The 25,204-nt window shown below is 35.6% G+C and carries 22 protein-coding genes and 2 pseudogenes; 13 read left to right on the top strand and 11 right to left on the bottom strand.

All coding sequences use genetic code 11. From position 1 onward, the window contains the following. Positions 1–572: 572 nt before the first annotated feature. The 6 genes from AC3II9_RS10030 to AC3II9_RS10055 form a co-directional block, all read right to left on the bottom strand. Positions 573–989: a DUF4279 domain-containing protein gene (locus AC3II9_RS10030; RefSeq protein ID WP_489155194.1), complete on the bottom strand. Its 417-nt coding sequence runs from the start codon at positions 987–989 to the stop codon at positions 573–575. 14 nt (positions 990–1,003) lie between these two features. Then, positions 1,004–1,711 (bottom strand): hypothetical protein, encoded by a 708-nt coding sequence (locus AC3II9_RS10035; protein ID WP_489155196.1) that lies wholly within the window; start codon positions 1,709–1,711, stop codon positions 1,004–1,006. Positions 1,712–1,724: 13 nt separating this feature from the next. Then, entirely contained in the window at positions 1,725–2,258 is a 534-nt protein-coding gene (locus tag AC3II9_RS10040) for a S8 family peptidase (RefSeq protein ID WP_489155198.1), read from the bottom strand. Positions 2,259–2,398: 140 nt separating this feature from the next. Further along, positions 2,399–3,211 carry an AAA family ATPase gene (locus AC3II9_RS10045; RefSeq protein ID WP_041114490.1) on the bottom strand — a complete coding sequence of 271 codons (813 nt, stop codon included), beginning with the start codon at positions 3,209–3,211 and terminating at the stop codon, positions 2,399–2,401. Beyond that, positions 3,204–4,652 (bottom strand): Mu transposase C-terminal domain-containing protein, encoded by a 1,449-nt coding sequence (locus AC3II9_RS10050; protein WP_041114489.1) that lies wholly within the window; start codon positions 4,650–4,652, stop codon positions 3,204–3,206. Before AC3II9_RS10050 ends, AC3II9_RS10045 begins: the two co-directional genes overlap by 8 nt. A 19-nt stretch (positions 4,653–4,671) precedes the next feature. Next, positions 4,672–5,226 (bottom strand): recombinase family protein, encoded by a 555-nt coding sequence (locus AC3II9_RS10055; RefSeq protein WP_041114507.1) that lies wholly within the window; start codon positions 5,224–5,226, stop codon positions 4,672–4,674. A gap of 333 nt (positions 5,227–5,559) precedes the next feature. Here AC3II9_RS10055 and AC3II9_RS10060 point away from each other — a divergent pair, with 333 nt between their 5' ends. From AC3II9_RS10060 to AC3II9_RS10070, 3 genes are all read left to right on the top strand, one after another. Beyond that, positions 5,560–5,928 (top strand): ArsR/SmtB family transcription factor, encoded by a 369-nt coding sequence (locus tag AC3II9_RS10060; protein ID WP_041114488.1) that lies wholly within the window; start codon positions 5,560–5,562, stop codon positions 5,926–5,928. Beyond that, positions 5,921–8,053 (top strand): heavy metal translocating P-type ATPase, encoded by a 2,133-nt coding sequence (locus AC3II9_RS10065; protein ID WP_041114487.1) that lies wholly within the window; start codon positions 5,921–5,923, stop codon positions 8,051–8,053. The genes AC3II9_RS10060 and AC3II9_RS10065 overlap by 8 nt, the downstream gene beginning before the upstream one ends. 334 nt (positions 8,054–8,387) lie before the next feature. Beyond that, the gene (locus AC3II9_RS10070) at positions 8,388–11,354 is read left to right on the top strand and encodes a Tn3 family transposase (protein WP_489155200.1); all 2,967 of its coding nucleotides are present in this window, start codon (positions 8,388–8,390) and stop codon (positions 11,352–11,354) included. 562 nt (positions 11,355–11,916) lie between these two features. Here the strand turns inward: AC3II9_RS10070 and AC3II9_RS10075 are convergent. Beyond that, positions 11,917–12,048, bottom strand: a complete 132-nt coding sequence (locus tag AC3II9_RS10075) for a hypothetical protein (protein WP_391376565.1) — start codon at positions 12,046–12,048, stop codon at positions 11,917–11,919. Between the two features lie 221 nt (positions 12,049–12,269). Between AC3II9_RS10075 and AC3II9_RS10080 the strand changes: the two are divergent. Then, a pseudogene (locus AC3II9_RS10080) lies at positions 12,270–12,649 on the top strand (tautomerase family protein). 215 nt (positions 12,650–12,864) lie between these two features. On the opposite strand, the pseudogene AC3II9_RS10085 reads toward AC3II9_RS10080, so the two are convergent. Next, positions 12,865–15,861: pseudogene (locus AC3II9_RS10085) on the bottom strand (Tn3 family transposase). Between the two features lie 322 nt (positions 15,862–16,183). Here AC3II9_RS10085 and AC3II9_RS10090 point away from each other — a divergent pair. Both AC3II9_RS10090 and AC3II9_RS10095 read left to right on the top strand, forming a co-directional pair. Next, positions 16,184–17,929 (top strand): type IV secretory system conjugative DNA transfer family protein, encoded by a 1,746-nt coding sequence (locus tag AC3II9_RS10090; protein WP_391375039.1) that lies wholly within the window; start codon positions 16,184–16,186, stop codon positions 17,927–17,929. Positions 17,930–18,000: 71 nt separating this feature from the next. Next, positions 18,001–18,861 (top strand): 30S ribosomal protein S1, encoded by an 861-nt coding sequence (locus AC3II9_RS10095; RefSeq protein ID WP_391375037.1) that lies wholly within the window; start codon positions 18,001–18,003, stop codon positions 18,859–18,861. Between the two features lie 42 nt (positions 18,862–18,903). On the opposite strand, the gene AC3II9_RS10100 is transcribed toward AC3II9_RS10095, so the two are convergent. Continuing rightward, entirely contained in the window at positions 18,904–19,152 is a 249-nt protein-coding gene (locus tag AC3II9_RS10100; protein ID WP_391375034.1) for a DUF7669 domain-containing protein, read from the bottom strand. Between the two features lie 167 nt (positions 19,153–19,319). Between AC3II9_RS10100 and AC3II9_RS10105 the strand changes: the two genes are divergently transcribed. Then, the gene (locus AC3II9_RS10105; protein ID WP_391375031.1) at positions 19,320–20,018 is read left to right on the top strand and encodes a hypothetical protein; all 699 of its coding nucleotides are present in this window, start codon (positions 19,320–19,322) and stop codon (positions 20,016–20,018) included. Between the two features lie 53 nt (positions 20,019–20,071). Here AC3II9_RS10105 and AC3II9_RS10110 read toward each other — a convergent pair whose 3' ends face one another. Together AC3II9_RS10110 and AC3II9_RS10115 are read right to left on the bottom strand one after the other, a co-directional pair. Continuing rightward, positions 20,072–20,467, bottom strand: coding sequence for a hypothetical protein (locus AC3II9_RS10110; protein WP_391375028.1), 396 nt, complete (start codon positions 20,465–20,467; stop codon positions 20,072–20,074). Then, positions 20,464–20,841: a hypothetical protein gene (locus AC3II9_RS10115; protein ID WP_391375027.1), complete on the bottom strand. Its 378-nt coding sequence runs from the start codon at positions 20,839–20,841 to the stop codon at positions 20,464–20,466. Before AC3II9_RS10115 ends, AC3II9_RS10110 begins: the two co-directional genes overlap by 4 nt. 479 nt (positions 20,842–21,320) lie before the next feature. Between AC3II9_RS10115 and AC3II9_RS10120 the strand changes: the two genes are divergently transcribed. The 6 genes from AC3II9_RS10120 (at position 21,321) to AC3II9_RS10145 (ending at position 25,188) form a co-directional block, all read left to right on the top strand. Next, positions 21,321–22,319, top strand: coding sequence for an ERF family protein (locus AC3II9_RS10120; RefSeq protein WP_391375024.1), 999 nt, complete (start codon positions 21,321–21,323; stop codon positions 22,317–22,319). A gap of 14 nt (positions 22,320–22,333) precedes the next feature. Continuing rightward, positions 22,334–22,666, top strand: coding sequence for a hypothetical protein (locus AC3II9_RS10125; RefSeq protein WP_391375021.1), 333 nt, complete (start codon positions 22,334–22,336; stop codon positions 22,664–22,666). Then, positions 22,663–23,331 (top strand): hypothetical protein, encoded by a 669-nt coding sequence (locus AC3II9_RS10130; protein WP_391375018.1) that lies wholly within the window; start codon positions 22,663–22,665, stop codon positions 23,329–23,331. Before AC3II9_RS10125 ends, AC3II9_RS10130 begins: the two co-directional genes overlap by 4 nt. 85 nt (positions 23,332–23,416) lie before the next feature. Then, positions 23,417–23,929 carry a single-stranded DNA-binding protein gene (locus AC3II9_RS10135; protein ID WP_391375015.1) on the top strand — a complete coding sequence of 171 codons (513 nt, stop codon included), beginning with the start codon at positions 23,417–23,419 and terminating at the stop codon, positions 23,927–23,929. A 92-nt stretch (positions 23,930–24,021) separates the two neighbouring features. Then, a complete protein-coding gene (locus tag AC3II9_RS10140) occupies positions 24,022–24,726 on the top strand; it encodes a PD-(D/E)XK nuclease family protein (protein WP_391375012.1) in 705 nt (234 codons plus the stop codon). Positions 24,727–24,843: 117 nt separating this feature from the next. Beyond that, the gene (locus tag AC3II9_RS10145; RefSeq protein ID WP_391375009.1) at positions 24,844–25,188 is read left to right on the top strand and encodes a hypothetical protein; all 345 of its coding nucleotides are present in this window, start codon (positions 24,844–24,846) and stop codon (positions 25,186–25,188) included. Positions 25,189–25,204 lie beyond the last annotated feature (16 nt).

Raw genomic sequence — 25,204 nt, forward strand, 5'->3', positions numbered from 1 at the left:
CCATCTGAAAATGAACGCATCCGTTAGTGAAGTAAAGTTATCGCTTCAGCCTCCAACTGATACCATTTTTCCACTGTAATATTTATCTAAGTTATCCCACTAATTTTTAGACTCTGACTTTAGGGGGTACTGCCGACAAAACGCGGATATTATACGCCAAGTAAATTTCAACCTAAAAGAGTAAAAATCTGCATAAGAAACAGAGCTGTTAATTTAGCTTGTTAAGTCCAAGTCTCCGTTCGTGCAACTGCTATATTTATCGTAAGGGACTAGAATTATTGAAATTTACCTTGTATTGTATTCTAGACTTGTCCGCCGAATCCATCCTTGTATATAATTTCTGTTTGCAGTTCGACAGTTTGCATCGGTTTCCTTCAGATTCCTTTAAATGGTTGGTATCATTGCCATCTGCTAACAGTTCCTATTGCAAAGCCTATAGTGAATTTACATCACTAAGTTATCCCACATGACGGTGCACAATAAAAGCCGATTTTTCCTCAGCTTAGGAAAATCGGCTTTTATTGTTGATATTTACTTAGCGTATATTTTTTTGCGAAATGTTGGTGGTATCCCTATTCACGGTAATCATAGATAACGTAATCTAATCTTGTAGTAGTTAAGGATAAAAATTCTAATTGTTTATTATTAAGTATGACAACAGGCTTATCTTCTGACTCTAAATTTATTACAATTTCAAAAAAAGTTTCAGCAGTATACTTTTGTTTTAGTGATAGTATGCATTCTTTCTTTGAAATCAAATAATCAATAAATTCAATAATTAATTGCTCGCCATCAAAGTCGTCAGATACTTTAGATTTAATGACTGCTGAACTTGTTAGTCGAAAATTATTAGTCGTATTATCTTTTAAATCTCCTAGCGCCCATGAACTGGTTTTATCAATTTCCAGATGATCAGAGAAGTCACTTAACTCAAACTTTTCACTATCGCTGAAGAATCTAAAAAGACAATATATATTAGTTATTGACAATAAAAACCACTCCTCTATTCTATAAATTCATCAGTAGGAATTTTTCTCTTTGCTCCTTGTTTTTCAAAAAGCCATAATCTGCCGGTATCCTTATCCAAATGAACATCAAATCTAGCTACAGGAGTACCATCTGGAATATTATCTTCTTTAAACTTGTGTACATCTCCAACATGCTTTTTCAAATATTTATCATTCAGTACTTTAGTATTCTTTGGAATGAACTTTAGAGCTTCGTCTACTTTTAATTTCTTTGCTTTAGCTGCAGCCTTTCCGATTTTGGCTATTGTGACTAATACAGGAATCCACCATCCAGATGCACTAATCTCTGTATCACTTATAGTAAATGTTTCATTGGTAATTGTATCTACTAAAATCCAATCTTCTTCATTAATTTGAATTTCATAGCTTTCATTTTGTTCAATACCATTCTCATCAACAAAAGTACCATTTAAAAAACCTTGGTTTGTTGAGTAATCTAACGATATTTCAGCTTCCGCTTCAACTTCTGTACTTACCTCTATTTGAAGGTCTTGTACTTCGTTATAACTGTCATAAGTATTGGTGATTATATCTATATTGTCAAATTCTTGTTCTATCATTTCATCAGTATTTATAATATCTACTGCGTTTACTTCTGCTACTGCAAAGTTTGCTGGAACAGTCGAAACCAAAAGTACAAAAGCAATTAATAAGATTAAACTTTTAAACCTATTTTTTTTCATCTTTTCATCCCCCTTAGTTTAATTGTTTTAATAAACCGTATCCAAATTTCTCGTCTTTCCCCTCTGCCCCTAAATCGATTGTATATTCCTCTAATTTAGCCATTAATCCCTTATTTGATTTAGGGACTTCTCCTGCCAAAATCAATGTAATTATTTTTTTTGTAACATTAGCAGTTGCAAAGGAAGTACCTGAAAAGTAATCTGTTTTACCATTAATGTTTATTGATTCAATATTCATTCCATAATCAACTAAATCAATTTTACCAGTTTCACTGCTGAAAACCTTCTCATTATTATTTTTTAACGAGGATACAGAAATTACCCCTTCATACTTAGCAGGGTAATCAATAGAAAGACCATAATTATTCCCAGATGAAGCAACAACTATAATATCTTTCTGCAAAGCATTCCTAATTGTATTCTCTAACAGTTGATTATCTTTATGTATACCTAAACTAACATTTATAATATCTACCGATTCATCTATAGCCCATTCTATTCCCGCTATTAAGTTTTTTATATCACCTATTCCTTTTTCATTTAACACTTTAATATCATATGTCACTTTAGGAGTTATTTTGCACCTATTTCAATCGTTATCTTGCACTATAAGTAAATATAAAAAAGCCCAATTTCTCAGCATTAAAATTGAGAAATTGGGCTTTTATCGTTACTCTGGTTTAATATTTACTTGATTCCGATTACTAAACTGTCTCGTGCGGCTTCAACAACTTCCGTTGTTATTGTTTCAAGCTTATTAATTTCGAGTATTCTTTCAATTTGAGTGAATAGTCTCTGTATGAGCCTAAAGTTCCCTCCAGTAATCTTTATTATGCTGGTTATTGCTTCATAATCGGAAAAGTCTTCAAGCTTTATAGAAAGTCCTAACTCTTCCCATTTATACTCTAGAATATGATGAGTTTCATCTTTACTTAGTTTATCAAATTCATGAGCAAATCCAATTCTAGAGTAGAGTTGAGGATATCGAGCTAATCGCTTCTCAATGCCAGGCATTCCAATTAATATCATTGCCAAGTCATTTCGATCATAGATATCTCTAAGCTGTTCTAAATTTTGCACTTTTAGTCTGTCTATTTCATCAACAATAATCAAGTCAATACCTTCATAAGCGTTAGTGGTGTAATCTTCTTCTTCTCCTTTAGTGAGTACTTTATACATAGTTCTTACCATATTCATTCTGTATTCAATAAGATTAATCTGTTCAGTCATTTTAGTCGCTCGTACTGCTGGAGCTGTATAAAAAATTGTTCTAGCTTCAAGTATCTTTTCATCTGCATCTAGGCCAATATTTTTTGCTGTTTTATAAGCTATTTGTTTTTCGATGGAATCCCAATTCGAATAGTACCTTGAAGACAATGTTTTTCCTACACCCGGTAATCCATAACAAATACCTATATATTTGTATCTAATACATGCATCACAGAACTCGGCAAACCTCTTATATTCTTTTGTTTCAATAAATTTTTGCCCTTTATTCATTGAAATACCTCTTTAGTTTCGGCTTTTTAGAATTAGGTTCATTCGTTTTATTCCCTAGCTCGTGTTGCTTTGATAAGACAATTTCTTCTGCAACTGTTTTTCCAGAATCAAGTTGTTTTTTTAGATTTCTCCGTACTTTATTTCGTGCTGAAACAATTTCTTTTAAATCTACTGTATAATCTGAAATCTCAGGGGAAATAGCAGTACATAGATATTTATCTTGATAAAACACTCGAATCTCCGCAATGTCTCTAGGATCATAACGAATAATGACTGTTTCACCAACGTATGCAGCTAGGTTTGTATCTAAATATCTCAATCCTTGAAAATGAATACCATCAGAATGAACCTTCCTTGGTTTTGCTACATTTAGCAATAATAAATCAAGACATTCCAAACTCTCAGGCATATTGGGAAGAAATCCAGAATTATTCCACGCCTGTATCGGTTCTTTTTTTGTTGTACCATGAACCCTATGATGGTAATTATATATGATGAAATTCAATAATTTTTCATCTAATTCCTTTAGGGTAAGAAGTGGAGTAGTAGTCTGATTCCCCAAGTATCCAGACAAATCTTGTAAAAACAATTGATTAACAGTTAAAAAGAATCTTTCTATTTTCCCTCGTCCTCTTGGAACACCAATTGCGGAAAAGACTAGATTAATTTTTAAATCAATTGCTACTTGCTCCAAATGGTTGGACGTAAAATCACTTCCATGGTCTGTATAAAAAATTTCTGGTATACCGCATATTTGCCAATCAGGATTATTTTTCCTCCATATTGCTTGATGTAAGACCAATGATGTGTTTATGGCAGAGGGATTTTGAAAAGTTAAGAAATACCCAGCAATTGCACGACTGTAATCATCTAAAATAATTGTTAGCCAAGGTCTTTCAGGTTTTCCTTTTTCATTTAAAACTATAATATCTAATGGAGTGTGATCAGCTTGCCAAATCTCATTGGGATAGCTTGATTCTCGTCGGTGAATTAAATCATATTGATTGTCATATGCTTTTTGACCATCATGCGCTAACTTTTTCAAGCTTGGCGAAAGGGATTGCGATACCTTATAAACTTGATAATAACTCGGTTGTTGCCAGCCTTTTTTCTGACATTGCTCACAAATCATTCGATGAATAGACGTTAGTGAATTCCTTCTGTACTTCAAAATCAGTCGCTCAATTGCCACAACTACTTCTGATTCTAAATGTATTTTGCCATCATCACTTCTTGTTTTTCGAATTAAACCTTTTAATCCGAATTTTTTATAATCTTGAATCCAGTATTGTAGGGTTCTTTTGGCAATGCCAGTTTCTTCTGTAATGGCCGTTAATCTTTTTTCGTTGATAAGATAAGGCGCAATAATTTTATACTTTACTACTGCTGCTTGCCGCTGTTCTTCTGAAAAAGCTGTTAATGGAGGTTGTTCATTTTGCATAGATATCAACCTTTCCGATTTATTGTTTTTCTAAATAGCGATAAATCGTAGTGCGAGACACACCCCACTTTTCCGCAACATCTTTAATCGGTGTGCCACTTTCAATTAAAGCTTTCATCATTTCAATATCTTTTGAACCATACTTTTCCGGGCGTCCACCTAGACGCCCACGTGCTTTTGCGGCTGCTCGTCCAGCAGCAGAGCGCTCCTCAATCAAATTACGTTCAAATTCCGCAAACGCTGCAAACAAGTGAAACATTAATTGCCCCGTTGCATTGCTTTTGTCCATTGTTAAGTTTTCTTGCAGGCTATGAAAGCCAATACCTCTCTCATTTAAGTTGTTCACTATTTGAATTAAATCTTGCATATTGCGACCTAGTCGATCCAATCGCCAAACGACAATTGTATCGCCTTTACGTGCATACTTAAGAGCTTCTTCTAAACCGGGACGTTGTTTTTTTGTTCCACTCATTTTATCGTGAAAAATTTTTGTACAACCATGTTGCGTTAAAGCATCTGATTGCAAATCCAAATTTTGTAATCCTGTTGACACACGTGCATATCCAATTAACACCAAAATCACTCTTTCCTCATTTTACCTTTGATTTCATTGTAACATAAGATGTTAAATATATGGTTAATGAACATAGATTAATGAACGGAGTTTTATTACATTCCAAACGGTAAAAAACGCCCCTTATAAATTAAAAAGGAGCGTGTTCAGAAAAGGACGAGTTTTGTTACAAGGGAATAAGAGGAATTCTATTCTAAATTAAATCAGTGTTCAAAATTTTTTATAAAGATACAGTTCATTTTTATCTTTCATTCAATTATTCACTTGAATATTGGTGAATAAAAAGGGTATACTATATTCAAGTAAATAATTGAATGAGAACGGAGAGAGAAAATGATCAAGAAAGATACTTGTGAGATTTATTGTTATGACGAAGAAAAGGTCAATCGAATACAAAACGATTTACAAACAGTTGATATTGTTAGTGTTACCCAAATTTTAAAATCTATCGCTGATGAAAATAGAGCGAAAATTACCTATGCTTTGTGTCAAGATGAAGAATTATGTGTATGTGATATAGCAAATATTATCGGTTCAACAGTTGCAAATGCTTCTAACCACTTACGAAAACTTCATAAGCAAGGAGTTGTGAAGTTTAGAAAAGAAGGAAAACTCGCGTTTTATTCGTTAGATGATGAAAATATCAAGCAGATAATGATGATTGCATTAGCACATAAAAAAGAGGTGAAGGTCAATGTCTGAGCAGCAATCAAAATTATCTGAACAAGAAATGAAAACATATCGTGTTCAAGGATTCACTTGTACAAACTGTGCATCCATTTTTGAAAATAATGTTAAAGAACTCCCTGGAGTTCAGGATGCGAAAGTAAACTTTGGAGCATCTAAAGTTTATGTTAAAGGAAATACAACGATTGAAGAACTAGAAAAAGCAGGAGCATTTGAAAATTTAAAAATTCGGAATGAAAAAGAACAGAGAGTAGAACGTGAACCTTTCTGGAAGCAAAAAGAAAACATTAAAGTATATATTTCAGCGTTATTACTTGTGATTAGTTGGTTTTTAGGGGAGCAATACGGAGAAGAGCATATTCTTCCGACAACTGGTTATGCAGCATCCATTTTAATTGGTGGATATTCGCTATTTATTAAAGGTCTTAAAAATTTAAGCAGATTAAATTTCGATATGAATACGTTGATGACTATTGCCATTCTAGGAGCTGCAGTAATTGGTGAATGGGGTGAAGGAGCAACCGTTGTTATTCTCTTTGCTGTCAGTGAAGCCTTAGAGCGTTATTCAATGGATAAAGCTCGCCAATCCATTGAATCATTGATGGATATTGCTCCAAAAGAAGCGTTAATTCGCCGTGGAAATGCAGAAATGACGGTTCATGTTGAAGATATTAAAGTTGGCGATATTATGATTGTAAAGCCTGGTCAAAAATTGGCGATGGATGGAACTGTAATTAAAGGTACATCTACGTTAAATCAAGCTGCCATTACAGGGGAAAGTGTTCCAGTAAATAAAACAGTTGATGATGAAGTCTTTGCAGGAACTTTAAATGAAGAAGGGTTGCTTGAAGTTAAAGTAACAAAACGAGTGGAAGATACCACTCTTTCAAAAATCATTCATCTGGTCGAAGAAGCTCAAGCAGAACGAGCACCCTCTCAAGCGTTCGTTGATAAATTTGCGAAATACTATACACCAGCTATTATCATCTTGGCTCTTTTAATCGCTGTTGTTCCGCCATTGCTATTTGGTGGTGATTGGAGTGAATGGATTTATCAAGGTTTAGCTGTATTAGTGGTTGGCTGTCCGTGTGCTTTAGTTGTTTCAACGCCAGTGGCTGTTGTTACTGCAATAGGAAATGCTGCAAAAAATGGTGTTTTAATTAAAGGTGGTATTCATTTAGAACAAGCAGGAGCCCTTAAAGCCATTGCTTTTGATAAAACAGGAACATTAACAAAAGGTATTCCTGCTGTAACAGACATCGTAACGTATAGTGGGAATGAAAATGAATTGATGACTATAACAGCAGCCATTGAAAAAGGTTCGCAACATCCACTTGCTTCAGCGATTATACGAAAAGCAGAAGAAAATGAATTAAATTTTAATGGTGTGACGATTGAAGAATTCCAATCTATTACTGGTAAAGGCGTAAAAGCCAAAGTAAATAATGTTATGTATTATGTAGGAAGTCCAAATTTGTTTGAAGAATTGCATCAATCGATTGAAAGTGATAGAAAACAAAAGATTACTGAAATGCAAACCCAAGGAAAAACTGTAATGGTGTTAGGAACCGAAGAAGAAATCCTTTCATTAATTGCCGTAGCAGATGAAATGAGAGAATCTTCAAAAGAAGTGATCAGTAAATTGAACAATATAGGAATTGAAACAGTGATGCTGACAGGCGATAACAAACGAACTGCCACAGCCATTGGAAAACAAGTCGGTGTTTCTGATATTAAAGCTGATTTATTACCAGAAGATAAGCTGAATTTCATTAAAAAACTTCGTTCAAAGCATCAAAATGTAGCAATGGTTGGGGATGGCGTGAATGATGCGCCAGCGCTTGCGGCTTCCACGGTTGGTGTGGCGATGGGTGGTGCTGGGACTGATACAGCACTAGAAACAGCTGATATTGCCTTAATGTCTGATGATTTAAGTAAATTGCCATATACCATCAAATTGAGCCGTAAGGCTTTAGTGATCATCAAGCAAAACATTACCTTCTCTTTAGCGATTAAATTAGTCGCATTATTGTTGGTTATGCCTGGTTGGTTAACGCTATGGATAGCGATATTTGCCGATATGGGAGCAACATTACTTGTAACACTAAACAGTTTAAGGTTATTGAAAGTTAAAGAATAAAAATTTAAATCTGAACTAAGCACCTTTTGTGGAATAAGGCGAATTGAAACTTTATTTTAAAATTAAATGCTTAATTATTAACTCCATTTTGATCAATCTTTTTTCAAAATGGGGTTTTTGTATTTGTTGATAAATAAGGTTTAATGACATTTTTTAATCAATCTTTATTACAAAACTACACCCTTTTCATAAATTGATGTGCAAAATAACACTTGAAATATACGCAAATTATCGGTCAAAGTTACAGTCCACTACACCTGTATCAATAGAGTACACTCTATTGATATATAATTGAGCTAATAAATTGAAAAATACAGAAATGGGATGATACTGAATGAAAATTGCGAGAGGTAGAGAATTGCTTACACCGGAACAGAGACAGGCTTTTATGCAAATCCCTGAAGATGAATGGATATTGGGGACCTACTTCACCTTTTCCAAACGAGATTTAGAAATAATTAATAAGCGAAGGAGGGAAGAAAACCGTTTAGGGTTTGCCGTTCAATTAGCTGTTCTTCGGTATCCCGGTTGGCCATACACTCATATTAAAAGCATCCCAGATTCGGTTATACAATATATATCGAAACAAATCAGTGCTAGTCGATCCTCGCTTAGCTATTATCCTCAAAGGGAAAATACACTTTGGGATCATTTGAAAGAAATTCGAAGTGAATACGACTTTGTAACTTTTACCCTGAGTGAATATCGAATGACATTTAAGCGCCTTCATCAATTAGCTTTGGAAAATGGTGATGCCATTCATCTACTGCATGAATGCATAGATTTTCTAAGAAAAAACAAAATCATACTGCCTGCTATCACTACACTTGAAAGAATGGTGTGGGAAGCAAGGGCAATGGCTGAAAAGAAACTATTTAATACGGTAAGTAAATCTCTTACAAATGAACAAAAAGAAAAGCTTGAAGAGATCATTACTTCGCAGCATCCATCCGAATCCAATAAAACGATATTGGGTTGGTTAAAGGAACCACCGGGTCATCCTTCGCCCGAAACATTTCTAAAAGTAATAGAACGACTTGAATACATACGTGGAATAGAATTAGAAACGGTACAAATTAGCCATTTGCATCGCAATCGTCTGTTACAGCTATCTCGCTTAGGTTCAAGATACGAGCCGTATGCATTCCGTGACTTTCAAGAAAATAAACGTTATTCGATATTAACCGTCTATTTATTACAACTTACTCAGGAGCTAACAGATAATGCGTTTGAAATTCATGATAGGCAAATACTTAGTTTGTTATCAAAAGGTCGTAAGGCTCAAGAGGAAATCCAGAAACAAAACGGTAAAAAACTAAATGAGAAAGTTATACACTTTACGAACATCGGACAAGCATTAATTAAAGCAAGAGAGGAAAAATTAGACGTTTTTAAGGTTTTAGAATCGATTATTGAATGGGATACCTTTGTCTCTTCAGTAGAAGAGGCTCAGGAGCTTGCCCGTCCTGCCGACTATGATTATTTGGACTTACTGCAAAAACGGTTTTATTCACTAAGAAAATATACGCCAACGCTATTAAGAGTATTGGAATTCCATTCTACAAAGGCAAATGAGCCACTTTTACAGGCTGTTGAGATTATTCGAGGAATGAACGAATCCGGAAAGCGAAAAGTGCCTGATGACTCACCTGTGGATTTTATTTCAAAACGATGGAAAAAGCATTTATACGAGGATGATGGTACAACAATTAATCGTCATTACTATGAAATGGCTGTTTTAACAGAACTTCGGGAGCATGTTCGGGCAGGAGATGTTTCTATTGTTGGCAGCAGACAATATAGGGATTTTGAGGAATATTTGTTTTCGGAAGATATATGGAATCAATCGAAGGGGAATACGAGATTAACAGTTAGTTTATCATTCGAAGATTATATAACAGAGAGAACCAGTAGCCTTAATGAAAGGTTAAAATGGTTAGCTGCCAATTCCAACAAGTTAGATGGGGTTTCTCTTGAAAAAGGAAAACTGTCACTTGCACGCTTAGAAAAAGATGTTCCAGAAGAAGCAAAAAAATTTAGCGCAAGCCTTTATCAAATGCTACCAAGAATAAAATTAACTGATTTACTTATGGATGTTGCTCATATAACAGGATTTCATGAGCAATTCACTCATGCTTCCAATAATCGAAAACCAGATAAGGAGGAAACAATCATTATCATGGCTGCCCTTTTAGGAATGGGAATGAATATTGGCTTAAGCAAGATGGCTGAAGCCACACCCGGACTTACATATAAGCAACTAGCCAATGTATCTCAATGGCGCCTGTATGAAGATGCAATGAATAAGGCCCAAGCCATATTAGTAAATTTCCATCATAAATTACAATTGTCCTCCTATTGGGGCGACGGTACAACATCCTCGTCAGATGGTATGAGAATGCAACTAGGTGTTTCATCACTACATGCAGACGCAAACCCACATTACGGAACTGGAAAAGGAGCAACCATCTATCGATTTACGAGTGATCAATTCTCTTCTTACTACACAAAAATTATCCATACTAACTCAAGGGATGCCATTCATGTTTTGGATGGGTTGTTGCACCATGAGACGGATCTAAACATAGAGGAGCATTATACAGATACTGCTGGTTACACAGACCAAATCTTCGGATTGACTCATTTATTAGGATTTAAATTTGCTCCTAGAATAAGAGATTTATCGGACTCAAAATTATTTACAATAGATAAAGCTAATGAGTATCCAAAATTGGAAGTCATTTTACGTGGGCAAATAAATACAAAAGCCATTAAAGAAAATTATGAGGATATTTTGCGATTAGCTCATTCTATAAGGGAAGGAACGGTTTCAGCATCCCTAATTATGGGGAAACTAGGTTCCTATTCAAGACAAAACAGCTTAGCTACAGCCTTACGTGAGATGGGTCGAATAGAAAAAACGATCTTTATTCTTAATTACATTTCAGATGAATCGCTAAGAAGAAAAATACAAAGAGGATTGAATAAAGGAGAAGCCATGAATGGGCTGGCAAGAGCTATTTTCTTTGGAAAACAAGGAGAGCTTAGGGAACGAACCATACAGCATCAGCTTCAAAGGGCCAGTGCTTTAAACATAATTATCAATGCCATTAGTATCTGGAATACCTTACATCTAGCAAAAGCAGTTGAATATCAAAAACAGTATGGTAGTTTTAATGAAGAATTATTGCACCATATGTCGCCTCTAGGTTGGGAACATATTAATTTGCTAGGAGAATACCATTTTAATTCAGAGAAAGTGGTCTCATTAGATTCTCTAAGACCACTGAAACTTACTTAGCGTTGTTAAAATTGGGGGGGACCATCTCGGAAACGGGCTTAACGTTGTAAATCCGCATTTTCCTGACGGTACCCCTATAAGCAATTATTTAACTATTAAATACATCGAGTATACTTGAAAGATATAAAATTTTCTCACCAAAAAGGTAAGTACGTAATGTCTGTTACTAGTTTTTCAAAAGATTTTGCGCCGCAAATTCACGATTTAGTGTATTGGGAGCGATAAAATATGGTTGTCCCGTTTGTTTTCTTTTCTTCACCTTCACACGACATTGCCAATTATATTTTTGCATGATACGTTGTACAGCTTTGTGATTGATGCGTTAATCATTTCGTAGAATAGCTGTAATTTTGCGATACCCATATCGATATTTATTTATAATACACGAATCATCTCTTTTAGTAGTTGAGATGTATGAAACCGTTTGGATTCCTTCTTCCAACGATAATATGTAGCGCGTGGAATTTCTAAAATGGCACACAGCTTTTGAACGTTAATTTTCCTTTCCATTGCTCAAACATATCTACAATTACTTGTTTAACCATTTCCTCTCCAATTCTGCTTACTTTTTTAGAACTTCAATTTGTTGCTTTAAAAACTGATTTTCATATTGTAACTGTTCCATTGGAGTAAGACTTTCAGGTCCTTTTCCATACGTATATTGTTTACCGACAGGCTGTTCAAAACGATGCATCCCGCAGCCTTTATATCAGCGTACCCATGTTTCAATTTGTGTTTTATGTCGAACATTTAGCTCCTCCATTATTACTTTTGCAGCACTTTCTTTAATTAGGATTGCGTCACTTTTCATTAAAAGGCCATATCCTTGAGGAAGGGATTTTTATTTAAATATAGAATAGGTATTATTGTTAGCAATTTAGCTGAGAAGAGAAAAGTTAGATGAGAATGGGGTAAATTGAAATTTATGGAGTAAAGGACAGCTTAAATCCAATTAAGAAAAAACTATCGAATGTTATTCGTTCGTGTATGGTGGAAGCACTTGATTTTCCATCTGATAAGAGGTTTCATCGTTTCTTCCCTTTGGATAAGGAAGATTTTTATTTCGCGAGTGGAAGAACTGAATCATATACAGTAATTGAAGTTAGTATGTTCGAAGGTCGTTCGGTAGAAGCCAAAAGCAATTACTAAAGTTACTATTTAAACGTATTAATAGTGAATTGAATATATCTCCACAAGATATTGAGATTACAATTTTTGAAACACCAAAACATAACTGGGGTATAAGAGGATTACCTGGAGATGAGTTAAAGCTGAGTTATAAAGTTAATGTATAAATTCGAGATGGTCATTTACTGACCACTTCTTTTTTTAAGTAACGAACAGCATTAAGTGAAAAGGAATTAATTGTCTTTAATATTATCTTGAAATTGAGTCTTCTGTTAAAGGGCGCTTTTCTGAAGTAAGGATTAGTCTCTGATTAACGGGAAACCAGCTAATATCTTGACAGGTGTTTATTAGCTGGTTTTATTACCGTCCCAAATTATGACAACTATGAGACTTTCAACTTAATAGGTATTCGCTGATCCATATCAAGTTCAAAAGTTCCGTATGGATTGACATGATGATAAAATAAAGGTGTTATTCCCCTAAAATCTTCCGGAGTCATTTTCTTCAACCAATATTGATTATTGTCATAAAGAACTTCTTGCACCATTAAGGTATTCATATAGACTAAGCAATTTTGCAACAATTGAAGTGATAAGGCGGACACCTCTTGATCTTCTATCGAATTGGAACGAATTTCACTGTTTTTTCCATAGAAAATATAGGTATTCACCGAGTTCCATTGTTCCACTGTATTTAATCCTTCATGGATCTCCCTACGAATCTCTTCATAGTGTAAATAATCACATAAAAAGATTGTTTTAATAGCTTTTCCTAATTCACATAAAGCCTGATAGGTTGGATGTTTCGTATCCCTTGTAAATCGCTTTAATATGGATTCGGCAGAAGCAGTACCCAACCGTAGAGCAGTTGCAAACTTAATAATTTGTTCATACTGCTGCCGAATAAGATCCCAGTTAATCGGTCTGCTTAAAGCCTGTTGTAGATGAGGATATTCCTCATTCATGCCGGCTTCTGGACGATATAGCTTTTGAGACCCAATATTTTTAAAACGTGGCATCAGCTTAAAACCAAGTAGATGACAAAAAGCAAAAGCAACAACACTTTGTCCGTGTGTATCGACATAATTTCGGTCAACCTCCATGTCCGTACAGTGACGAAGAACCCCTTCCATCATTGCTGCCACCTCCGAAGAAAGGCAGGACTTAAGCTGAGAATAGATACAAGCTGACTTTCGATCTGTATGCCAATAGATCATGACTCCATGTTTCTTATAACGAGGGTGCCATTCCGAGAGCAGGTTCTGATCCCAAGAGCCAAAATGTTTTGAATCGGAAGCACATGCAGTGGTAGCTTCTCCCCATACCTCTTTCATTCGATTGTAGATGATATGGTTTGTAACCTCTGCGTTGGCTTTTCTCAAATGATCCTTATGAATAAATTTTTGACGTATATACCGAAGTTCCCGATAACCATCTAGGCGGTTCCCTGCTGAAACAGTTTTCAAACCTGTATTTGTTCCTAATCCAAATAAACTTAGAAGAAGCCGTCGTTGGACAGTTTCTCGATCTAAAATCTCTCGATTGGCTGTGGTCTTAAAGTGTTTGGTGAACTCCGTGTGAAAATCTGTTTCTTTTAATAAATCCAATAGGTTAATATCGGTCCAACGGTTCTTAATCTCCTGTTTAAGCATTGTCACATGTGGAGGTTCAGGTTGCTTTTCGAGTGGAGTAACTCTAATCCATCCCTTGTTATTTCTGGTAGTAATCGCTACTTTTTCATTACTTTGATCTTCTATCCCTTGATTCAATAATTGGAGTTTATCTTTCATCATCTGTATAATATCTTTGATAAAAGGCTCTACATCAAGAGGAGCTTTAAGTGCTTGAAAATATTCTTCCTTGTGCTCATCAAAATCTTGAGGCAGATCTTCATCCGGATTTCGATAACGATCAGCGCCCTCGATCCAAATTTCCTTACAACGAAGTCGAGTGCGAAGCGAATGTAAAACAGCAATCTCATAATTGATTCGGTTCACCCTCTCCATCCCTTTACTATCCGTTTCAACAATAATATCCTTCCACTTAGGCTGAATGACTCCCTCAACGGGAACCTCATCCCCAGCAGCAAAATAACGTTGCCCACTTTCTCCATACTCTCGTATAAGTTGGATAGCCTCAATAATCGGCTGGTGAAATTGATTATTTGAGCGAAAAGTAAGGTTGTTTAAAATTTTAGAAAGAGACTTCCGATAATGCCCTTGGTAAGAAGAGTGCATTTTTGTATAGATTTTTTCTTTGTACTCCCGGTTATTTTTTGTCATGTCCTTAATAATATCTCGAATCATATCAGAGCTAACAATAGGGAATAAGGTATCTTGAATGACCCCTTCTGGATGATCTACGGATGCTTTTAATAGATTGACAATATATTTGTTTTTTCCTTGGACTCTTTCTAATTCTTCTACTGCTTCTTTTCGAGTTGTATTTTTGGCCTTATTTCCGAATTTAAGCGTAATTTCATCCAATAAATCAGCTAAATAATCAATAACTTCCTCATGACGATGCGAAAATAAAATGGCAAGAAGGGTATAGCGAATGGGTGCAGGGTGTGCACGCAATTCCGTTACAGTTTCTGTAGCTGCACGAAGTCGATATTTCTTTACTAATTTCGGAGTCAAATGATGAAATAATCTTGGAGGAATGTGTAGATGCCGAATCGCAAACAATTTTTAAATTTCTATTTCCATAGTGTTTACACTTGGTTTGCTAGGAGAAGATAAAAGTTGGCGAAAAGTTAAAATATCGGATTCCCTTTCCTTATGAAATTCTTCTTCAAAGCCTTCTGCTGATACCTCATCAGCAAAAGATTCCAGTAACGCATCTAATCGTGACCAAGTCTTAGGAGATAGCTGCTGATAAATCGATTCGTACAAATTCTTTTCAAAAATATCGATGGCAGAATCAATCATTCGCTTTAAACTCCCGTTTGAAGGAGGTTCGACTTTCCACTTGCGAAACAGACTATATGCCTGATTTTTTAAATAGTCAGTATCATGTATAAAGTGAACTTGTTCGTTTAACCAATCTGTCAAAAGATCATTGTCCTTTGCCGTTAGCTCTCTAAAATCGAAGAATTCCCTAATTTGCTTTCGATGATAAGTAAAATTTCTTTCCTCTGCTCCCCAACGATATTCTTCAAAGAGCGTTGGAGAAAATCCTAATTGATGTGCTATAAATTCAATGACCACTTTGGGAATATCCTGTTTTTTTGCAGGAAATCGTGCCTCTTGCTGAAAGTACTTTAATAATACTGTAAAGCCTAAACGACTTGCCCCTGTTTTATTTCCAATCAGCTTTCTTTCAATTGGTAATAAGGTAAAATGTTCTAGAAGTTCGTCTTCATTCCAATTTCGTTTCATAAATCCTCTTCCCCTAATCTAAAGTAATTACTAATTTGAGTGTAATCTATTGATTGGAGGATGAAAACAATACTTTGCGGTCTAGAGCAGCTACCCTGTCACTAAGCCCTTTTGCTTTCAAGAATGAGTATACAATACGAATTGTATATGTCAGTTCCAGAAATTCAGACAAGTATATCTTAGCATATTTACATTAGATAAATCATTGTGTTAGAATAAAATAACGAAAATTCGTTAAAATATTAGTAATGAATGTTCTAGTGAGTATTTTATATTTTTTTATTTAAAAATAACGAAAATTCGTTAAAAGAGGGATAATAGTATGGCTAAAACAGATAACCCCATAATTATTGGTGGCAATGATCCGTTTACGCATTTTTTAATTACTGGTCCTACACGTTGTGGTAAAACATCAACGATTTTGTTACCGACAATATTTCAGTTATTAGAACAAAAGAAGCGTGGAAAGAAATTAGGTTTTTCATTAGTGGAGCCAAAAGGTGATTTGATTTGGGAGGTTGAGGAGTTTTGTAAGGAGATGGATATTCCTTATGTATTGCTTGATCCATCTAATTCGAATACTGATTTCTTTAATGTAATGGAAGGCGATACGGATGTAGTAATAGAGGCGACAGTAGCTGTTTTACAATCTTTATTTGGTAAGCAGGAGGCGTTTTTCCAAACATTAGCTGAACTCTCTACACGTAATGTTACGAAGCTTTTAAAGCTATTGAAGGGTGATAATTTAACCTTATTAGATTTATTGGCAACATTACGTGATGAAAAGCTGTTAAGGCGCTATGTAGAGGATTTAAGGGATCAAGGTGAAGCTTCAGATTTACTTTCATTTTTTGAAAATGAAATGTTTGGTTCACTTGCAGATCAGTATCGTAAATTAATCATCGGATTACGTGCACAACTTGAAAATATGACCGGTAATGAACAGTTACGTCATATTATTTCAGGTAAGAGCAGCATCAATTTAGATGAGCATTTAGCCAATGGTGGTGTTTTACTTGTTAATACGGATTTAGGGCGTTTAAAGAAGGCTGGAGATGCTTTTGGCATGTTTGTAACGATGCATATTCAATCAGCTGCATTACGTCGTCCTGGTATGGAGAAAACACGTACACCGCATTTTATGATTGTGGATGAATATGCCCGATACATTAATCCTGATGTAGAAATGTTTTTATCTGTTGCAGCGAGCTCTCGTGTGGCTGGTATTTTTGCGATTCAATCACTTGGCCAATTAGAAATTGAATCTGGTCGCATTGGTGCGAAGGCAATGAAACAGGCCATTATGACGAACTGTCGAAACAAAATTGCTTTCTGTGGTTTATCTTCAGCTGATGCAAAAGAGTTTGCAGAGGAATTCGGTAAGGATGTTGTGATTATGCGGCAGTCTACTTACAAAAATAAGATTCTGACGTCAAAATTTTTCCCAGAGAGCTACCGAGATACAGAAACAGAAGAATATCGGTATCGACCGACCTACTTACAGGATCAGATGAAGCGATTCCATTTTATCTGCAAAATCTTAAATGATGGGACTCCTCAGAAGCCGATTGAAGGGGTTGGAGCATTTGTTCCTCGTAATTGGAAAGAGCAAAGAAGCTGGGAACAGCCCATTAATCAGCCTATCCAAGAAGAAAATCGTGGGTTAATTAAAAAATTATTTTCACATAGTTTTTCACGTGAAACAAAAGTACTTCCTACTAAATCAGCCATTTTTTCAGTGAATCCAGATAAAGAGGGAAGTCGTGAATTTGTAGAGGAAAATGCGATTTTACTAGGACAGCATAAACAAGTTGTCGTTCAGCAAGTGCCTGTACAAGAAGAAATTCAAAGTAAGCTGCAAGAAGTATCTCCAAAAGAGCTAGTTAAACAGAATAATGATTTAGAAGTGCTTTCAACTATAGAACAGGTAGATGTATGTAAGAAAGTCGTGCCAACGTCTGTTCCAAAAGTAGAGAAAGCGACTGCTGGTGATAGCAGTTCAACGGACTCATCTAAATTTGTCGTATCAGATGATGAAGCGTATGAGAATGGCGATACATTCTTTTAAATTTAAAATCCCATATGAATGAAATGACAGCATGATTGTCATCTAGAAAAAGCGAAAGAGGTATTTTTAATATGAGTGGTCTAAATGATATTTTAATCGAAGGGTTTAATCCTGAAATTGTAGCAGAGCTAGAACGTGAAAGACAGTATGATGTATGGAACGATATTGCGAAGGCTCAGCAAACAGAGCGTATTGTTGGTGAACAACTAATTGGCTTTGAAACACACAAAATTAACGAACAAAAGGTTGTTTGCGGTGTTGTGCGTATAGGAAAAGTGAAAGGTTTAATTCCTTTAGATGAATCAGGTATTAATCCAGAGGACCCTTACGCATTAAATAAGTTCAGAGCCTTAGCAAATCGTGAAATTCAGTTTATTATTTTACGTTATAGCATGGAAGCTGAGATGTTTGTTGCTTCTCGTAAGAAAGCCCGTGAAATTACAGCTGGTATTACGTTAAGTAAAATCAAAGAAGGCTACAATATTTATTGTGTTGTGCGTGAAGTTGAAAAAGGTCATTTAATTGGTGATATTGGGGGAATCGACGTTCATATTCCAGCCTTTGAATTATCATATGGTTGGGTAGATGATTTACGTTCAATGTATAAGCCTGGTGATCATATTCGCGTACAGGTTGTAGAAATGAATTTAGATAAGATTAAAGTATCAAGAAAGCCGTTGATGGAGAATCCATTTCCGGAATGTTTATCTCGTTATGTACCAAATGGTGAATATGTTGGAACTGTCTCAGGTGTACAAGCGTACGGTGTATTTGTGGCGTTAGAAGAAGGTGTCGATTGTTTAGCACAGCATTTAAAGTTCCAGCATGTTGAGAAGGGTAGTAAAGTGCTTGTACGCATTACAAAAGTAGAATCAAAGGGCTCGAATAAGATTCATGCGAAAATTGTGCGAGTGATGAGCCCGTTATACTAACAGTAGAAAAAGAGAAAAAAATATAAATAGAAATATAGAATTTTATTTATTTAGACTGTATACACCCGGTTTAATACGAGTGAGGTCATTGTAGGTAACAGCATGATGATTCGGTGCATTGCTACACATTTTTGAAGTGATATGTGTGCGAATGGTGCTTTCCTTATACGGCGTATTTTGATGTGTTAGATAGTTGAGGACGTCTAAGATGGTAAATTCATTTAGATTTTTAGACTGTGTGATTTGTTCAGCAGCAGTTAAAATTTGTTCTCGACAAGTCGTTGCTTTCATTCGACTCCCTCCTTTTCTATCAATATAGCTTGTCGTTAAAGTCCTGTCTAGTAAGCGTGTATTGTGAGTATGTGGTGTGTTTAAAGGTAGAAATAAATAAAAAGCGATAAATATATTTTTCTTTTTATAGATTTTTAGAAAAAATAAAAGTAGAAGGGACTATGTAAATGGGGAAGAAGCCATTTGTCAGTCCTTTTTCTCTAGGACGACATGAGTGGTCGGTTAAGTGGAATGTCATGAGTGACCGTATTATTAATCGAGATATGCAGCGACGTATGGAGAAAGAGGAACATATACTGCGACACTTGAAAATATTTCAGGTGATTACACAGAAGCAATTAAGGAATCGATTTAAAGCAGGCGAGAAGCAAATTGAAAATATGGTGCGTAAAAAGCTATTAGTAAAGCACTGCTTACTAAAAAATGGGCAGGAATGGTTGATCTATACATTGGCCAATACCAGTAATTATTGGCTGGGCTATGAAACAGAAGACGTTTTGAAACGATTAGTTGGTGTCGATTTCTATTATGAATTAAATCAGAAACTTCCATTTGAATTAAAGCTGTTAGCGAGCATTCAACCCTTTGTTTATCAAATTGAAATGAATGAACATGTGTATGAGGTGTATATAGACCGAGGGGATACGTCGGAGCTTCTGCATTTTATTGAGCGTTACCAAAGTGTTTGTAAGGAAAGACGTTTATTTATAGTAGCGGAGAAAATTAATCATTTGAATGGTCTTTTAATGGCTTTGAAGACGAATGATATTAAGGTGAGAGCTGTTACAGATAGCCAGTTGTATGAACAGGTATGCGGGTTTGGGTTTTATGGCTTAAATGAAGGTGGCTGGGTTTTATCTAAATAGAAAAATATATTTTTAGAAAAAGAGATAAAAGTAAAGGGTATGACGTCAAATTGTCATACCCTTTTACTTGCTCGAATACGGTTGTAAAAGTCATCTGGTAAGTAGCGATGACCAAATGCAACAATCCAAATTTGCCCTGTTTCAGGATGATAAACGATACGTAAGTCATCATGTGGTGGGTCCGTTGGATAGTCTGATTTTTTATGAAGCGACTTAAACCCGGCAAAATCATTTTTCAGGTTGTCACCAATTGCGGGATTTTGAACAATCTCAAGTAGAGCCTTTGTAACGGTGTGAAGTACAGAATTAAATTTTTCATCTTCAGCAAATGCAGGTACTTTCGATAAAGCTAAAATATCTAATAGTAAATGCTGTGGATTCATGGATATTTCTTTAATGCTCGCAATTGTAGAAATTGCATTTCGCAAGGATTGTTCAGAAACTGTCATTTTATTTCTCCGTTTTGTAAATACTGATCTAATAATGCGTTTGCTGCATCTTCAAGAGCTGCTCCGTTCAGTAATTGTTTCTCTTGTAATCGTTCACTGTATAAACGTTCAATTTTAAGCTGTTCCACTTCTTGCTCCAATAATTTAATTTTATGGATTAATGAAGGGATTAGATCCGGTGTATTTAGTTGAGCAATCGTTTCACCACTAGAGATGATTTCAATTGTCGCATAGTCCTGCAACAATTCTTTCCACTTCTTACTGTGACGTAAATCAGAAGCTTGAAGTCGATTACGATTCGGTAATTCGTTTTCGATACGTTTAATGTCTAACTGTTCCATAAGTGCTGGCATGAACTCACCCTCTTCTCTCATGTTTTCACCTCCTAGTATAGTATATGTACAAAATATGTACAAATGTTTGTACATATTATTACCTTTTTGAAATTAAATAAACACAGATAAATTTCCCTTTATAGAAAAATATATTTATAGAAATGTAAAATGATTGACTTTTAACGAAAAGTCGTTAAAATGAATAGTGTACTTTACTTTATCATCAAGCTTTTATTTATCCAATTTGGATATTCAATTTATTTGAAATAGCTGATGGCTAGGCAGATGGATTTCATCTATAAAATGTTCTAGCGAAAACCTTTGTTTTGCCATTTAGAAAGCTCTTTATGGAGTAAAGTGGCCTTGTGAGTATTGACTTGCAAAAACTTTTGTTAAATCGGTGTACTTATTTCAGTGCGTCTTTTTTATAGCGTAATATTAAACGACTTTTCTATGTGTAGATACATAGATGGTCGTTTTTTTATTGCAAAAAATTCATTTTAAGGAGAGATGTCAGCATGACAGAGATTCAGACAACAATAGCACCGACCAAGTTATTACAGAAATTGGTGGAAGTGAGAAAGGCAGTTCCATATTTACAGAAGTCACAAAACGGATATCAATATGCGTACGTTGGCTCTTCCAATGTATTAGCAGCTGTACGTGACAAATTAGATGAAATGGGATTAGTTCTGTTTCCGAAGATTATTTCACGCGAGGTAACTCAAACGGTTGCAAGCAACAAAGACAAGTATGGCAACATTAAAAATTCGATTACCTATTTTACTGAGTTATTTTTTGAATTCACATGGTTTGATAGTGAATCAGGAGAGTCATATGTTGTTCCTTTCTATTCACAAGGCATTGATACCAACCAAGAAAAAGGTGTCGGTAAAGCAATGACCTATGGGGAGAAATATTTCCTGCTCAAGAGTTTTAATATACCTACAGACTCTGACGATCCAGATGCTTTTCAAAAGAAATCGGGTCAGCTGTCAGTAGATTATATTTTAGAAGCTCAGGTCAATGAATTGAAAGGTCTTTTAAATCAATTAGCAACAGTTTGTCAGGCTGATTTTAGTTCAGTAATGGAACGCTTTTCTTATGAATTCCAAGTGAAATCATTAGATAAGCTGACAACGGATTATTTCGGTGCTGCCAAACGGGCAGTAAAGGATTGGCTGAAAAAAGCGAGTGCAGCAGGGCAGCAACCTGTCACTCCATTATCACCAGCCTCTCAAAATCAAGTTCAACCTATTCAGGTGCAAACTGCTTCACAGGTGATGCAGCAGCCTGAATTTGATCAATCGAAAGAAGCTTATAAAGTGCTTTCATTAATTCCTCGCGTTTCTGGTAATGGTCAAAACTATATGGAAATGCAAGTGCAGTCTACAACGGGGCAAACACTCACCGTTTTAGCTCGTGATGAAAACTTTGCTAAAGCACAGAGTCTAGTAATAGGCACGAATTACAATTTATCGCTACAAGAACAAAATAATATGTTCTTCCTAGTGTAAGAAAGGTGATGTACATGAGTAGATCGACACCGTTAGCAATGTTTGTGACGAAAAATGATGAATTGGTGGGTGTGTATCCGGGTATTCTTGGGGGCAATACGCTAGTCATTGCAAAGAATGTTGCAGATAGCGTGTTAGAAATTACTCATCAATGCCAATGCTGCCGATTTTATCGTGAGGAGTGTCCCATCATTCAGTCCATCATTTGGTATATGGCGGTACATCATAAAAAGCGAATCACAGGCTTTAATTGGGTACAAGAAAAGGTTACGTTACAGCTAGATTGGCATCAGATTCCAATTCCATCATTAGATATGAAACCTGTATCGAGGGAGGACTTTGTATGAGTATATTGCCAAACATTGTTAACGTAGCTCAGGAATATCAAATCGATATAGATCCCCGTACTTTAGGTAAGCGTGAGGTGTTAGGAAAGTGTCCGTTTTGCGATAATGGCCATCATAAAAAAACGAGAAGGTATTATTTATCTCTTAATGAGGATAGGAACGTCTTTCGTTGCTGGTACTGTAATGAACAAGGTGGCGTGCTACGTTTCCTTTCATTGCTTTCTGGTGAAGCTGAAGGTTCTATCTTAGAGCGATTACGGAATGAAAACAAACGCTCTAATTATCAAAAGCATAATGCAGAAAAGCTTACGACAAGACAACTTCAATTAATCGGCTATGGTCGCATTAATTGGATGGCTAATCGTAAATTCGATTACGACTTGTATGTAGCTTATCGAGAGCGTGTTTGGGATGATTGGCAACGGTTTGTTGATGCACAAGTAAAGGTGGCGTATCGAAAGCTTTGGCTTCAAATGCTAAAGGGGGATATTGCTTTAGGCTTTGCAGATGTGAAAAAACTAGAACAAGATATTGGAGTTCCGTTAATGCAACAGGTCCTTCAATACTTTTCAACTGAAGGAATAGATAGTGATATGGATCGTTGGGATTTAGAAGAATTTGTGTGTCAAATACTAAAGATTCCACATCGAGAACAATCATTATAGATTTTTAGAAAAATATATAATTCTAAATAAATATAAAAATAAAAAGAGATAAATAGATATTTATCGAAGAAAGTAGGAACTAATCATGAATCATTCCATTTTAACAGGTCGTTTAACAAAGCCAGCAGAGATTTCGTATTTACAGGATGGAAAAGCGAAAGCAGTATTTACGCTTGCAGTAAACCGTCCATTTACGAATGCTCAAGGAGAACGCGAAGCGGACTTCATTCGCTGCACCGCTTGGGGCAAAACGGCTGAAAACGTAGCAAACTATACTACAAAGGGCTCTAAAATCGGAGTGCAAGGTCGTATTCAAACGGGCAGCTACGAAACTCAGCAGGGCCAAAAAGTGTATACGACGGATATTGTGGTGAATGAAGTAGAGTTTTTAGAGTCTAAACAGACCAATCAAAATGGGCAACAGCCACAGAATGTACAGCAAGCACCAGTTGCACAGCCACAATACCAGATGGCACCACAACAAGCTATGTATCAGCAACAGCCGGTACAACAGCAGTATGTGCAACAAGGGAATCCAATTCAACAACAGCAACCGGCAAATGCACAATATGCTGTGAATCAGGATTTACCGTTTTAGGCTGAAATAAAAATCATGGAAGTACAATGTAGCATGAACCTGCTATATTGTGCTTTTTTCTATTTTTAATAGAGAAAGAAGGATAGAAACTAATGGATACATTTTCATATAGTCGATTAACAACGTATGAGGATTGCCCTCGTCGTTTTTATTATCAATATATCGAGAAGATGGAACAAAAAGAGACCGTGCCTTTATTACTTGGTAAAGCAATTCATGCAGCTGTGGAACGTAAAATGGCAGGGGATAGTTTTGAATCTGCATTGGTTCAAGGTATGGCATCTGTCGATTTTAATTTAGAAGTACCTTATCAAGATATGGAATTCATGCTAGGGAATGTGCCAGATGCGGTTACAGGCGAAACGGAAGTCTATTTCAAAATCCCTTTGAATCATAATGAAACAATCTTTTTACAGGGTTTTATTGATGTTGTGAATTCAGACGAAATTATTGATTGGAAATCTAATCGACAAATGTTTTCTATTCATGACACAACGCAAATGGCTTTATATGCAGATGCGCTTCAACAGCTGTATGGCTATGACGAAGTAAAAGCTCGGATGTATTTCTTACGATTTAGAAAAGAAAGTAAGTTTGTTTATGACAGACAAACGACTGCTTATGCAAAATCATGGGCTTTAGATTTAGCACTTGAGATTCAAGAACAACTAGGACGTTTAGATTTCGAGTATTACGAGCATGTTTTTCTACCTCAATTATCCTCGAAATGTCGTTATTGTCCGTTCTCAATAGCGTGTTATCAGAGCCGCTGTAATACCGTGATCGTGTCTGCTTAATATACAAAAATAGATAAAAATAAAAAAAGAAAAATATTCTTTTCTAAAAATATTTAAAGGTATAAAGATATTTTTTGAAAAAGAGATAAATATATAATCAAAGAAAGAGGGATATATATGGAAATTACAACGATGGAACAGGCTCAGCAAGTAGCCAATGAAATTGCTCAAATTGAGTCTACGTTAAAACAAATGAAAGATGGACTGAAGGCATTTGTAGACCAGCATGGTCAGGTACAAGCAGGTGGTGTTCAATGGGGTTATTCAGAATCAATCTCATGGAAAATTGAAGCAGATCACATGAAGGAATTTATGCAATGGGTTGCCTTAGAAGGATTTAATCCATTTGAAATGATGTCAGTGTCTGCTACCTCTCTTAAAAAGCTAGCTTGGTCAGAAGAAACTTTACAACGAATTGCAACGAAGAAGCTAACGAAAAGCTTCCGTTGTACAAAATTGTAAGGAGGTCATTTTATAT

The sequence above is a fragment of the Lysinibacillus sp. RU7 genome, assembly GCF_057837305.1.